At 31.2% G+C, this 13,351-nt stretch carries 13 protein-coding genes and 3 tRNA genes; 9 read left to right on the forward strand and 7 right to left on the reverse strand.

Translation table 11 applies throughout. The features are described 5' to 3' along the window. Positions 1-36: 36 nt before the first annotated feature. The 6 genes from Q0935_RS01880 to Q0935_RS01905 all read right to left on the reverse strand — a co-directional run bounded on the left by Q0935_RS01880 (position 37) and on the right by Q0935_RS01905 (position 3,272). Entirely contained in the window at positions 37-447 is a 411-nt protein-coding gene (locus tag Q0935_RS01880; protein WP_299381883.1) for a hypothetical protein, read from the reverse strand. 172 nt (positions 448-619) lie between these two features. Further along, positions 620-772 carry a hypothetical protein gene (locus tag Q0935_RS01885; RefSeq protein ID WP_299381885.1) on the reverse strand — a complete coding sequence of 51 codons (153 nt, stop codon included), beginning with the start codon at positions 770-772 and terminating at the stop codon, positions 620-622. A 78-nt stretch (positions 773-850) separates the two neighbouring features. Next, a tRNA-Arg gene (locus tag Q0935_RS01890) sits at positions 851-924 on the reverse strand. A 17-nt stretch (positions 925-941) separates the two neighbouring features. Next, positions 942-1,016, reverse strand: a tRNA-Pro gene (locus tag Q0935_RS01895). A 21-nt stretch (positions 1,017-1,037) separates the two neighbouring features. Continuing rightward, positions 1,038-1,124: transfer RNA gene (locus tag Q0935_RS01900), tRNA-Ser, on the reverse strand. Between the two features lie 102 nt (positions 1,125-1,226). Continuing rightward, the gene (locus Q0935_RS01905; RefSeq protein ID WP_299381887.1) at positions 1,227-3,272 is read right to left on the reverse strand and encodes an HDIG domain-containing metalloprotein; all 2,046 of its coding nucleotides are present in this window, start codon (positions 3,270-3,272) and stop codon (positions 1,227-1,229) included. Positions 3,273-3,409: 137 nt separating this feature from the next. Here Q0935_RS01905 and Q0935_RS01910 point away from each other — a divergent pair, with 137 nt between their 5' ends. The 8 genes from Q0935_RS01910 (at position 3,410) to Q0935_RS01945 (ending at position 11,530) form a co-directional block, all read left to right on the forward strand. Beyond that, positions 3,410-4,588 (forward strand): acetyl-CoA C-acyltransferase, encoded by a 1,179-nt coding sequence (locus Q0935_RS01910; protein WP_299381889.1) that lies wholly within the window; start codon positions 3,410-3,412, stop codon positions 4,586-4,588. A gap of 61 nt (positions 4,589-4,649) precedes the next feature. Continuing rightward, the gene (locus Q0935_RS01915; protein ID WP_299247514.1) at positions 4,650-5,399 is read left to right on the forward strand and encodes a C40 family peptidase; all 750 of its coding nucleotides are present in this window, start codon (positions 4,650-4,652) and stop codon (positions 5,397-5,399) included. A 104-nt stretch (positions 5,400-5,503) separates the two neighbouring features. Further along, complete coding sequence (locus Q0935_RS01920; protein WP_299381891.1) at positions 5,504-8,032, forward strand: PIG-L family deacetylase; 2,529 nt, start codon at positions 5,504-5,506, stop codon at positions 8,030-8,032. Between the two features lie 15 nt (positions 8,033-8,047). Next, positions 8,048-8,185 (forward strand): hypothetical protein, encoded by a 138-nt coding sequence (locus tag Q0935_RS01925; RefSeq protein ID WP_299381893.1) that lies wholly within the window; start codon positions 8,048-8,050, stop codon positions 8,183-8,185. A 162-nt stretch (positions 8,186-8,347) separates the two neighbouring features. Beyond that, on the forward strand, positions 8,348-10,048 hold the full coding sequence (locus tag Q0935_RS01930) for a sodium:solute symporter (protein ID WP_299381895.1): 1,701 nt from the start codon (positions 8,348-8,350) through the stop codon (positions 10,046-10,048). Between the two features lie 5 nt (positions 10,049-10,053). After that, complete coding sequence (locus Q0935_RS01935; protein WP_299382326.1) at positions 10,054-10,680, forward strand: MarC family protein; 627 nt, start codon at positions 10,054-10,056, stop codon at positions 10,678-10,680. Between the two features lie 186 nt (positions 10,681-10,866). Continuing rightward, positions 10,867-11,340, forward strand: a complete 474-nt coding sequence (locus Q0935_RS01940) for a hypothetical protein (protein WP_299381897.1) — start codon at positions 10,867-10,869, stop codon at positions 11,338-11,340. Then, positions 11,330-11,530: a helix-turn-helix transcriptional regulator gene (locus tag Q0935_RS01945; protein WP_299381899.1), complete on the forward strand. Its 201-nt coding sequence runs from the start codon at positions 11,330-11,332 to the stop codon at positions 11,528-11,530. The genes Q0935_RS01940 and Q0935_RS01945 overlap by 11 nt, the downstream gene beginning before the upstream one ends. Positions 11,531-11,609: 79 nt before the next feature. Here the strand turns inward: Q0935_RS01945 and Q0935_RS01950 are convergent, their stop codons facing one another. Further along, entirely contained in the window at positions 11,610-12,458 is an 849-nt protein-coding gene (locus Q0935_RS01950; RefSeq protein WP_299381901.1) for a DUF2911 domain-containing protein, read from the reverse strand. 222 nt (positions 12,459-12,680) lie between these two features. Between Q0935_RS01950 and Q0935_RS01955 the strand changes: the two genes are divergently transcribed. After that, positions 12,681-13,337, forward strand: coding sequence for a TetR family transcriptional regulator C-terminal domain-containing protein (locus Q0935_RS01955; RefSeq protein WP_299381902.1), 657 nt, complete (start codon positions 12,681-12,683; stop codon positions 13,335-13,337). The last annotated feature ends 14 nt before the right edge of the window (positions 13,338-13,351 follow it).

The following is a 13,351-nucleotide window of genomic DNA, read 5'->3' on the forward strand; positions in this document are numbered from 1 at the left end:
AACGATTAGGCCTTTTTCAAATTTATTTATTTTAGACTAATTTTGAATTGGAGAATTATCCAATAACTGGTTATTTGATGAGATTGTTACATCAAAAGTTGAACAATTATTAATAAGAGTTTCCATTTTTTGATCTGATATTCCCGAAGCTGTTGTCTCTTCTATAGTAAATAATAACTCACCTTCTGCAAAAGAAGTCCAAGCAGTTGTACTGCCAGGTGCTACATCTTGAAAATGGGCTAATAACGACATGTTAGAATCGTAAATTTTAAAATTGAATGCAACTGTACCGTTGTTTACAAAACGTGCCTCAGGATTTGTATCATTACAAGTAATATTACTTGTAAGATTTGCTTCTGTTTCTAAACTAGCAATATCTTCAACAGAACAACTAGAAAACATTATTACCACTATTGCTAGTGAGATTTTTTTAAGTAGATTTTTCATTATATTTTATTTGGGACTGCAAAAGTACCATCTCTTTAACGTATTTATTATGCTCATAAATAGTTGAGTATAAAATTCGATAAAAAGTAAATAAAACAGATGTATTACGTTATATTTTAATATAATAGCAATCTTTTAAATAAAAAAAGTTTAAAATGCTAGAAAACAGAGGTTAACTGTTATTGTTTTTGGCAAGTGTGATAATAGCTTTTAATTTTTCCATTCTAGCTATTTTTTCTTGGCGAAGTTTATTCTTCTTCTTATCCATTAGCTTTGTATGCTTTGCTTTATTTTTTGTGTTCTTAGCACTTCCAGATTTAGCCATAGTTAGTAAGATAGTTATTTAATTTAAGGAAACGTTATTAAACAAGAAATCCCTTCCAAATAAATGAAAGGGATTCTGTGAGCCCGACAGGATTCGAACCTGTGACCGCCTCCTTAGAAGGGAGGTGCTCTATCCAGCTGAGCTACGAGCCCGTAGCATTTAATAATAGTCGGGGTGGCAGGATTCGAACCTGCGGCCTCCACGTCCCAAACGTGGCGCGATAACCGGGCTACGCTACACCCCGAAAATGATTATCAGATAATTGCGGAGAGACAGGGATTCGAACCCTGGGTACCATTGCTGGTACGACGATTTAGCAAACCGTTCCTTTCGGCCACTCAGGCACCTCTCCAATTGTAATTTTTATTTGTATGAACGTTGCAATAAATTGCGGTTGCAAATTTAAGACGAATTAAAGTATAACGCAACATTTTTTTTGCTTTTTTTTCAAAAATTATTCGGGATATTCAATTCTTAAATGGTAAATATTTGCAAGCTTGCGCTTTAGCACTTTTTTTATAGATTGAATTTCTTTAAAAGTTATGTTCGCATTTAGAAATTGACCGTCATCCATCTGTTTATTTAGGATATTTTCCACAAAATTATCGATTTTAGTGGATGTTGGTTCCTTTAAACTTTTAGATGCAGCTTCTACACTATCACACATCATTAAAATTGCAGTTTCTTTACTAAAAGGTTTTGGTCCCGGATAAGAAAAGTCTTTTATATCGACATCTTCGTTAATAGATTTTTCTTTCATGTAGAAATAATATACACTGCTATTACCATGGTGTGTTCTTATAAAATCTATTAAACGATCTGGTAAATTGTTTTTCTTCGCTATCTCAATACCATTAATAACGTGGTCTACAATTACCGTTGCACTTTCCTTTGGAGATAATTCGTCATGCGGATTTAAGCCTGAAGATTGGTTTTCTGTAAAATAAGTAGGGTTTTTCATTTTACCAATATCATGATATAAAGCTCCTACTCTAGTTAGCATTGCATTTGCTCCTATTTCATTTGCTGCTGCTTCGGCTAAATTGGCAACGTTTAAAGAATGATGAAAAGTTCCGGGCGCTTCATTAGATAATCGTTTTAAAAGCTTAGAATTGGTATCAGAAAGCTCTAGTAAAGACACATCTGATACTAAGCCAAAGAGTTTTTCATATATATAAATTAAAGGTTGCACAAAAAGCGTTGCTAAACCACATAAAACAAACAATCCAAAAGTATCCCATTTTAAAGTATCCATACTTCCTTCATGAATAATAAAAAAGGCAAAGTATGCTATAATGTAAATCATGGTTATTTGACCTACAGATATGAACAAGTTTGCGCGTTTATATAATTCTGAAACCGTTAGTATTGTCACAATTCCTGCAATAATTTGTAAAAACATATACTCGTAACTATTAGGTACAATAAAACCTAAAAGCAGTACTGTAATTACGTGTGTAAATAAACCTAATCGTGCATCGAAAAAAGCTTTTAAAACTAACGGAAGTATTGCTATTGGTACAATGTATATGTATTTTGAATCGTAATTAACTACCAAAGTGGTTAGTAAAACCATTAATAGTACATTGAAAAAGATAAAAGTAACTTTAGTATTATTATTAAATACATCTAGTCTATATTTTCTTAAAAACAAAAGCAGCATTAATAGTGCAAGCGCTACTAACAAGGTATACGCAAAGACTATTAAATTGTAATTCGATTCGTTCCAGACTTGAGATTTATATTCAGACTCAAGCGATTTTAAAATTAAAAATTTATTGCCTTCTACTATTTCTCCTTTAGATATAATTAGCGTTTCCTTTTCTATACTTCCTCTTGTATGAGAAATAGTATTTAAACGTTCTTCTAGCGCACTATCCGAAAGACTTTTGTTATATTCTAAATTTGGTACTATAATATTGAAAAACAAAATAGACAATGGCTTTGCATATTCTTCTAAATTATTAACTTTAAGAGCTTCGTCTATTTTGGGTCTTACTTGCGACTGTTTGTAAATGTTAGAAAAATCTGTTTTACTAACTTCTACTCTATCATTTAAAATAGAAACATAAGCTTTGTTTGCTATAAGTTCGTCTTCGTTTGTTACACCATATTCATATAATGTTTCAATTAATGTTTTACCAAATTGTTTTATTTCGTTAGCCGAATTGTACAAAGAATCTGGAAATGAAGTATTAAAATTACTATTGTATTCTTTTAAAACATTAGCCTTTACTGCATCGTTAATATTAAAATATTTTATTGCTGTTTTTTCAATTTCTTCTTTTTCTTTTGCTATTTCATCTGTAGTTTTCTGAATTGCAAAATCAAAAGGAGCATAAAGTGTTTCGGACTGCCAAGGTTTACCTTTTTCGAAATCGTATTTAAACTTTCCGCTTTTTGGAAACAAATAGACTATTAAAAATGTAGTAACAATAAATAGAATTGCTTTGTAAACTAAAGCGTGGTTTTTATAAAATTTATTTACTAAGTCCTTCATTATCAAAATCAGATTTATTCTTTAAATTCAAATGTAATAAATTATGATTTCAATAATTGGTGATAATCATTATATCACTCTAATTTTTCACAAAAAATTCATTATTTTCGCAGGACAAAAATTAAAGACTCACAAAAATGAATAAAGAAGTAGTTATTGTATCGGCAGCAAGAACACCAATTGGTAGTTTTTTAGGCGCATTATCAACAATTCCAGCTCCAAAATTAGGTGCTATTGCAATTAAAGGTGCATTGGAAAAAATTAATTTAAAACCAGAATTAGTTCAAGAGGTTTTAATGGGTAATGTTGTACAAGCTGGTACAGGTCAAGCTCCTGCTAGACAAGCTGCAATATTTGCTGGTATTCCTAACACTGTACCTTGTACTACAATAAATAAGGTTTGTGCTTCTGGAATGAAAACAGTTATGCAAGCGGCACAATCTATTGCTTTAGGTGATGCAGAAATTGTTGTTGCAGGTGGTATGGAAAACATGAGTTTAATTCCACATTACTTTCACGCAAGAAGCGCGACTAAATTTGGTCCTGCTGCAATGGTTGATGGTATGCAGAAAGATGGTTTAGTAGATGTTTACGACCAACAAGCAATGGGCGTTAGTGCAGATGCTTGTGCTACAAAATATGAGTTTTCTCGTGAAGACCAAGATGCTTATGCTATGCAATCTTACAAAAGATCTGCTGCTGCATGGGAAGCTGGAAAATTTAATAATGAAATAGTTCCTGTTGCTGTACCACAAAGACGTGGTGAAGACGTTATTGTTACAGAAGATGAAGAATACAAAAACGTAAGAATGGATAAAATTCCTACTTTACGTGCTGCTTTTACTAAAGAAGGTACGGTTACTGCTGCAAATGCATCTACAATTAACGATGGCGCTGGCGCAATGGTATTAATGAGTAGAGAGAAAGCAGACGAATTAGGTTTAAAAGTTTTGGCTACAATTAAAGGTTATGCAGATGCTGCACACGAACCAGAATGGTTTACTACTGCGCCATCTATAGCTTTACCAAAAGCATTAAACAAAGCAGAATTAGATATTAAAGATGTAGATTTCTTTGAGTTTAACGAAGCCTTTTCGGTTGTTGGTTTAGCTAACATGAAAATATTAGGATTAAACGATAGTAACGTAAACGTTAATGGTGGTGCTGTTTCTTTAGGTCACCCATTAGGTTGTTCTGGAGTTAGAATATTAATTACATTATTAAACGTTTTAGAGCAAAACGATGCTAAAATTGGTGCAGCTGCTATTTGTAATGGTGGTGGTGGTGCTTCGGCATTAATATTAGAACGCGCTTAAAATTAGTAGACAGTTTTCAATTGTTACTCATTAAATAATAACATAAATTCAATTATAATAAATGCAATACGGCATTTGTAATTTAAGCATTGTCCCTTTAAGACTTGAAGCTAGCGATACCAGTGAATTGGTATCGCAAGTTTTATATGGAGATATATTTAAAATTACAGAGATGCGCAAATCTTGGTGTAAAATACGACTGGCTTTCGATAAATATGAAGGTTGGATAGATACCAAACAGCTTTTTGAAATTGACAAAGAAGCTTATGATACTTTACATAATGAAACACCAAAATTATCTTCGGATTTAATAGAATTTATTGAAGATAAAAATCAGCAACTTTATGCTGTTCCTTTAGGGTCTCAACTTAATGGTTTATCTCTTTTAGAGCATAATTTTGAAGGTGAATTTACCCAAGGAAAGAAAGATAAAAGCGAACTTATTACTACTGCTTTTAACTATTTAAACACGCCATACCTTTGGGGAGGCAAAACACCATTTGGCATAGACTGCTCAGGTTTTACGCAAATGGTTTATAAAATGAATGGTTACAAATTACTTCGTGATGCTTCACAACAAGCAACACAAGGAGAAGCTTTAAGTTTTATTGAAGAAAGTGAACCTGGAGATTTAGCATTTTTTGATAATGCCGAAGGGAATATTGTACACGTTGGTATTATAATGAAAGACAACTACATTATTCATGCGCATGGAAAAGTACGCATAGATAGATTAGATCATTCTGGTATTTACAATGTAGATTCTAAAATACACACACATAAATTGCGTGTTATAAAAAAGATAATCTAGGTCTTTTCATTTAGTTAAAGAAAACCAAAAATTTAAGATTAAAAACAGTGATTGTTTATATTTGAGTACTCTTCATTATTCGAGTTCAATTCAAAGAAAAAACAATGTTAAAAACTATTGCTTCACTCCTATTTATTTGCCTTTTCTCAATAAATAGTTTCGCTCAACAACCAAAAAAGCCTAGTGCATCAGAAATATACCAATCTATAGAAAAACTAAATTTCTTAGGTTCGGTTTTATATGTTGCAGCACATCCAGACGACGAAAATACAAGACTTATTTCTTACATGGCAAACCATGTAAAAGCAAGAACTGCTTATTTATCTTTAACGCGTGGTGATGGCGGACAAAACCTTATTGGACCAGAAATTAGAGAACTTTTAGGCGTTATTAGAACTCAAGAATTACTTGCCGCTAGAAGAACAGATGGAGGAACACAACGTTTTACTAGAGCAAACGATTTTGGTTACTCTAAACATCCAGACGAAACTTTGGCTATTTGGAATAAAGAAGAAGTATTAAGCGATGTTGTTTTGGCTATTCGTCAATTTAAACCAGATGTAATTATTAATCGTTTCGACCATAGAAGTCCAGGAACTACACATGGACACCATACAAGCTCTGCAATGTTAAGTGTAGAAGCTTTCGATTTAGCTGGTGATGCCACTGCATATTCTAGTCAAGTAAAACAATATGGCACTTGGCAACCCAAACGAGAATTTTTTAATACCTCTTATTGGTTTTACGGAAGTCAAGAAAAATTTGACGCAGCAGATAAATCTAATTTATTAAATTTTGATGTTGGCGAATATTATCCAAGTTCTGGATTAAGCAATACAGAAATAGCTTCTTTAAGTCGCAGTCAGCATAAATCTCAAGGTTTTGGTAATACTGGAACTCGTGGAGAACAAACAGAGTATATAGAATTAGTTAAAGGTGAAATGCCAAAAGATAAAAACAATGTTTTTGATGGTATAGATACGTCATGGAATCGTGTTAAAGGCGGAAAAGCAATTGGTGAACTATTAGAGAAAGTACAAACAGATTATAACTTTAATAATCCTTCAGCATCTTTAAAAGCGTTAATGAGTGCTTATACTTTAATTCAAAATTTAGAAGACAGTCATTGGAAAACAATTAAAACTGAAGAAATAAAAGCCATTATCTCGGCTTGTAGCGGATTGTATTTAGAAGCTGTAGCTAAGGAAAGCACAAGTACTTTAAACAATAAAATTCAGTTAAATATTGAAGCAATAAACAGAAGTGCTTCAAATATAGAATTACTATCACTTACTAAATCTGATGATGGAAAAACAATCACTAAAAACATCACTTTAGCTAATAATGTTTCTAAAAAAGAAGCATTAGAATATTACGTTTCTAACGAAGACAATTATTCGGTTCCATACTGGTTAGAAGAAAAAGGAACTTTAGGAATGTATAAGGTGAAAAATAAAAATTGGATTGGTTTACCTGAAACATTAAGAACTGCAACTGTAAAATTCAATTTAAAAATTGAAGGCACTCCTATTTCTTTTACAAAAGCAATTATCTATAAAACCAACGATCCTGTAAAGGGAGAAGTTTATAAACCTTTTGAGATTATTCCTGAAGCTTCAGCTAAAATTTCAGAAAAAGTAATCATTTTCGAAAACGATTCTCAAAAAGAAATACCTGTTGTAGTTAAAGCAGGCCGTGATAATTTAGAAGGTTCTATTACCTTAAATTACCCAAAAGGATGGAGTGTTTTTCCGAAGCAACAAAAAATAAACATTGAGCACAAAGGTCAAGAACAAACAGTAATTTTTACTATTATTCCTCCTAAAAACCAAAATGAAGGCACTATAACTCCTAAAGTTACAATTGGTAATAATGTGTATACTAAAGAATTAATAGAGATTGATTACGACCATATTCCGTTTCAAACTGTGTTATTACCAAGCGAAACTAAAATTGTACGTTTAGACATTAAAAAGCGAGGTGAAAACATTGCATACATTGAAGGTGCTGGAGATGTTGTACCAGAAAGCTTAAAGCAAATTGGATATAACGTCGTTATTATTTCACCAGAAGACATTACGCCTGAAAACTTAAATAAATTTGATGCTGTTGTAGTTGGTATTAGAGCTTATAACACCGTTGAAGCCTTAAATTATAGACAAGAAGCGCTATTCGATTTTGTAAAAAATGGTGGTAATATGATTGTGCAATACAATACAAGCCACAGAATTAAAGTAGATAATATTGCACCTTATAGTTTAACACTTTCTAGAGACAGAGTTACAGACGAGTTTGCAGATGTTACTTTTGTAGATCCTAATCACGAAGTACTAAACAGCCCAAATAAAATTACTCAAGAAGATTTTAAAGGTTGGACACAAGAACGTGGTTTGTATTTTCCTAAAGAATGGTCTAGCGAGTTCACTCCTATTCTATCTATGCATGATAAAGGTGAAACAGCAAAAACAGGAAGTTTACTAGTAGCAAAACATGGAAAAGGACATTACATCTATACAGGTTTAAGTTTCTTTAGAGAGTTTCCTGCTGGTGTTTCTGGTGCTTATAGATTGTTTGCTAATATGTTGAGTATTGGAAAAGAAGATATCGCTAATGAATCTGGAATAAAGAATTAAAAGATTAATAATAACATGATTGAGTATGTATTAAAACCTTTTATTAGATTTATTGCAAAGCCAATTATTAGTTTACTATCAGATCTCATATCCATAATTATAGATACTAATGATGGTATTAAAAAGAACGATTCTAATTCAAACAAAAAATAATTATCATGCGTTTATGCAATGATTAATGTAACAATAAAATAATCCTTTAATATGGAAGATAACCAACCAAAATACAAGTGGAATAACCTCTACACATTAATTCTTGTAGCAAACGCAGTTTACATTATCGCGTTCTACCTAATCACAAAAGCGTTTTAATATATGCAAACATTAGATTGGATTGTTTTAATAGGAACATTACTAACCATAGTAATTTATGGTACTATTCAAACCAGAGGAAGTAAAAACGTAGAAGATTATTTAAAAGGCGGAAATCAGTCTAAATGGTGGACCATTGGTTTATCTGTAATGGCAACTCAAGCGAGTGCAATTACATTTCTATCGACTCCAGGACAAGCATTTAATGATGGTATGGGCTTTGTGCAATTCTATTTTGGATTGCCAATTGCTATGATTGTTATTTGCATGGTATTTATACCGTTATACCACAGACTAAAAGTATATACGGCTTACGAGTTTTTAGAAAATAGATTCGATAGAAAAACAAGAACACTTACCGCTGTTCTATTTCTTATACAACGTGGTTTGGCTGCTGGTATTACCATCTTTGCTCCTGCTATTATTTTATCGGCTGTTTTAGGATGGAACCTATTATTACTAAATGTTATTATTGGTATTTTAGTAATTATTTACACCGTTTCTGGAGGAACGAAAGCTGTAAACGTAACACAGAAACATCAAATGGTGGTGATTTTTACAGGAATGATTATCGCTTTTGTACTAATAATAAATCAATTACCACAAGATATTTCATTTTCTAAAGCCATAGAAATTGCTGGTGCTAGCGGAAAAATGGAGGTACTTGATTTTTCTTTCGATTTAAATAATCGTTATACTTTTTGGACTGGTATTATTGGTGGAACCTTTTTAATGCTTTCTTATTTTGGTACAGACCAAAGTCAAGTACAGCGTTATTTATCAGGAAAATCGATTAGAGAAATGCAATTAGGCCTAATGTTTAATGGTCTTTTAAAAATACCAATGCAGTTTTTTATTCTGTTTGTTGGTGTAATGGTATTCGTATTTTATCAATTTAACCAAGCGCCTGTAAACTTTAATCCTACAGCTACAGAAGTGGTTTTAAATTCTGAATATGCAGACGAATACAAGGCTATTCAACAAGAACAAAAAACATTATTTGAAAATAAAAAAGTAGCTATTAATAATTTTGTTTTAAATGAAAATAGCACAAATACAGCAAGTATAGCTTCATTTAACACCGCTAACGATGCCTTAAGAGATAGAGCAAAAGCTTTAATTGATAAAGCTGGTGATGCCAATAATGTTAAGGTTGAAAGCAACGATAAGGATTATGTATTTATTCATTTTATACTTAACAATTTACCAAGAGGTTTAATAGGCTTGTTATTAGCAGTAATTCTGTCTGCAGCTATGTCTAGTACTGCGAGCGAATTAAATGCTTTAGCAAGTACAACTACTATCGATTTATATAAACATAGAGTTGGAGAAAAAACCGAGGAAGAAATGGTAAAAGCATCTAGGTATTTTACATTACTTTGGGGAATACTAGCCATTGTCGTCGCCTGCGTTGCTAATTTGGCTGAGAATTTAATACAATTGGTAAATATTATTGGCTCCATATTTTATGGTAATGTATTGGGTATCTTTTTATTGGCATTCTTTTTTAAGCATGTAAAAGCGAATGCTGTTTTTGTCGCTGCTTTTATTACTCAGTTTTTAGTAATCACACTTTTCCTTTTAGATAATTACGAAATAATAAACCTGCCATTTTTATGGCTTAACTTTATTGGATGTGTTATAGTTATTGGGATTGCATGCTTATTACAATCTAGAAATTCTTATATTGGAAAAACTAATTAATAAATATTTTAAATTTTATGGTTGAAATTCTAACTTCTATTTTTTTCATTTTTGCAGTTATAGATCCAATTGGCTCCATACCTGTTTATTTAGAAGCTACAAAAGAATTCGATAATGTACATAAGAAGAAAATTGCTATACGCGCTTCTGTGATTGCTTTTTTAATTCTATTATTTTTCATTGTTATTGGGCAACTTATACTTGAAGGTATGAAGGTTTCTTTAGATGCATTTCAAGTTTCTGGAGGTGTTATACTTTTTCTATTTGCATTAACCATGATTTTTGGAGACGGAAAACCACAGCAAGAAAAAAATATAATTACAGACTACAAACACGTAACCATATTTCCTATTGCTATTCCCTCTATTGCTTCTCCGGGTGCAATTATGGCTGTTGTTTTATTAACCGACAACCATATCTATAATTTGCAACAACAAACCATTACTACAGTACTAGTTTTAGTTGTAATTGGGCTTACTTGCTTAATTCTTTTAGCAGCAAATAAATTGCAAAAGAGTATTGGTGATTATGGAATAACTGTAATTAGTAAAATTATGGGCTTGATACTTGCTTCTTATGCTGTACAAAGTATTTTAAGTGGAATTTCAGATTACTTTAATATGGTACATTAAGCTAACTATTATACTTTAAATTTCTATTTCAATATTATAAAAATCGTTTAAAATTAATTTTTAGACGATTTTTTTTGTGCTTAACATAATTAAAAAAAACATTATAAGTCTATTTTATTTGTCATTATGTAAAGTTTGTTTTACATTTGATTAATCAATTTATTAACAATCAAAAAACAATCAATTATGAAATCAAATTATTTATTACCAAACAAGTTTAAACCATTAGGCTGGATTCTATTTATAACAGGCATTTTATTTGGTCTAGTGCTTATATTTAAAGGATATGATTATGAACCCTTAAAGTTTAAAGTTCTTTCTTTATTTAATAAAAGTTTTCTTGGAAGTGGATCAATGACTTTCTTTAAAATTATCGACACAGGTATTGCAAACGAGTTAGTTACTATTACCATTATTATTGGAGGATTAATAATTGGTTTTTCAAAAGAAAAAGTTGAAGATGAATTTATTTATAAATTAAGAAAAGATTCTTTGGTGTGGGCTTTTATAATTAACTACATAGTATTACTTATAGCTACGTTATTTATTTTCGATTTAACCTTTTTTAATGTTTTAGTCTTTAACATGTTTACACCATTAATCATTTTTGTTTTCCGTTTTAACTTTATAAAACTTAAATCGAATAGCGATGAAGAATAATATTAAAGTACAACGTGCTATTCATGATTTAACACAAGCTGCTTTAGCCGATGAGATTGGTGTAAGCAGACAGACTATTAATGCAATGGAAAAAAACAAATACGTACCATCTACGGTACTTGCATTAAAACTCTCAAAGCTTTTTAATATTCCTGTAGAAGAATTATTCATCCTTGAAGGAAACGAATAAAATGCAAAAAGCGCAATCCATAAGATTGCGCTTTTTTAATTATTAAATTCTAATAATAAAGAGATTTAAGTCGTTTAGACTACATTTTCTCCCATGCTTTAATAGAATCTTTATTCATTTTTACATAATCAGCATTTCCAGCTTTCTCAGCAGCTGCTAAAGATGCTTTTGCTGCTTTTATAGCTGTTTTAGTGTTTCCTGCTTTTGCATGGATTAAAGACTGCTGGCGTAACATCCAAAATTTAGGATCGTCTTTAGACATTTCAATTGCTTTATCAATCCAAGTAACAGCTTGCTTAATATCGCCACCAGACTCTAAGTTATAACGTGCAGCACCATAGTAATCAGATACTCCAGGTCCGTTCATTACTTTAGAGATGCTAGCATCCATTTTCTTAGCAGTAGGAACTTCTATTTTAACACCAACAAATGTGCTTTCCCAAAGGATACCTAACATTGCAGAATCGTTAGTTAAATCATCGAAAAGGATTGTAAAAGTTTCCATTTTCATTGGCATCTCCATAACATCTACAGTTACTTTGGCAGCAACTAAGCTCTCATCCCATTTTGCTGGTGTTCCCCAGTTATCTGTATTTGCATAAAAAACAACATCCCAAGACTTTTCATTTGGAGTTGTAAAAATAGCGTAAGATCCTGCTTTTACTTCTGTTCCTCCAATAGTAACATTGTCACTAAAAGTAATCATAGAATTTTGATTTGCACCTGTTCTCCATAATTTACCGTAAGGTACTAAGTCTCCAAATATAGTACGACCTCTCATTCCTGGTCTAGAATATTCTAAAGTAAAATCTGTTAAACCTACCTTCTGCTCTACTTTTGCAGATGGACTTGGTTGTGGTGTTTCAATTTGCGCATTTACAGTAAAAGATGCTGTAAAAACCAATGCAATCATTAGTAATTTTTTCATAATATTTTTTTGATTAGAGTTATTTTAAAAAGTAAAATTACGAATTAAGAGTTGCTTAATTTGTTAAGAAAACCTTAAAGTAAACATAATTAAATTGAAGTGAAACCTACTTTTCTAACACCTTTTGGAATGGGATTTCACAATCTCTCGTTAATTTTTGTTTAACAATTACTAAAAAGAGTTAAACATTTAGTATCTTTATACTATCAAATACTAAATATGATGGCAAAAAAGAAAAATATTACTCAAGATCATATCATTTCATTTTACATGGATTATGTTTTAGAACATGATCAACAACCAAAATCGGTTTACAGTTTTGCAAAGCATAATAACTTTGAAGAATCTAAGTTTTACGAGCACTTTGGTTCTTTTGAAGCAGTTGAAAAACATGTATTTAAAGCGTTTCATGATAATACAATAGCAGCTTTGCATAATAGTGAAGATTACGAAAATTTTGAGCCAAGAAACAAGCTATTAAGCTACTACTTTACTTTTTTCGAAAACTTAACAGCTAATAGAAGTTATGTAGTTTATGCTTTACATAAACATAAAAATAGTTTAAAATCTTTTAAAGCTTTAGCTGAATTAAAATCAAGCTACACACATTATATTCTAGATTTAGGAATAGAATTAATAGATGTTAAGGAAGAGCGTTTAGATAAAATTCAAAACCGTGGTCTTACAGAATCGGCTTGGTTACAATTATTGCTGACCATGAAATTTTGGATGGACGATACCTCTCCTAGTTTCGAAAAAACAGATGTTTTTATAGAGAAATCTGTTAACACCAGTTTCGATGTCCTAAATATTGCGCCTTTAAAAAGCTTAATAGACTTTGGGAAATTTATTTTCAAAGAGAAAATAAACATGAACTAATTTAATAAACACAA

Origin of the sequence: uncultured Lacinutrix sp., assembly GCF_947500605.1 — a bacterium.
GTDB lineage: Bacteria > Bacteroidota > Bacteroidia > Flavobacteriales > Flavobacteriaceae > Lacinutrix.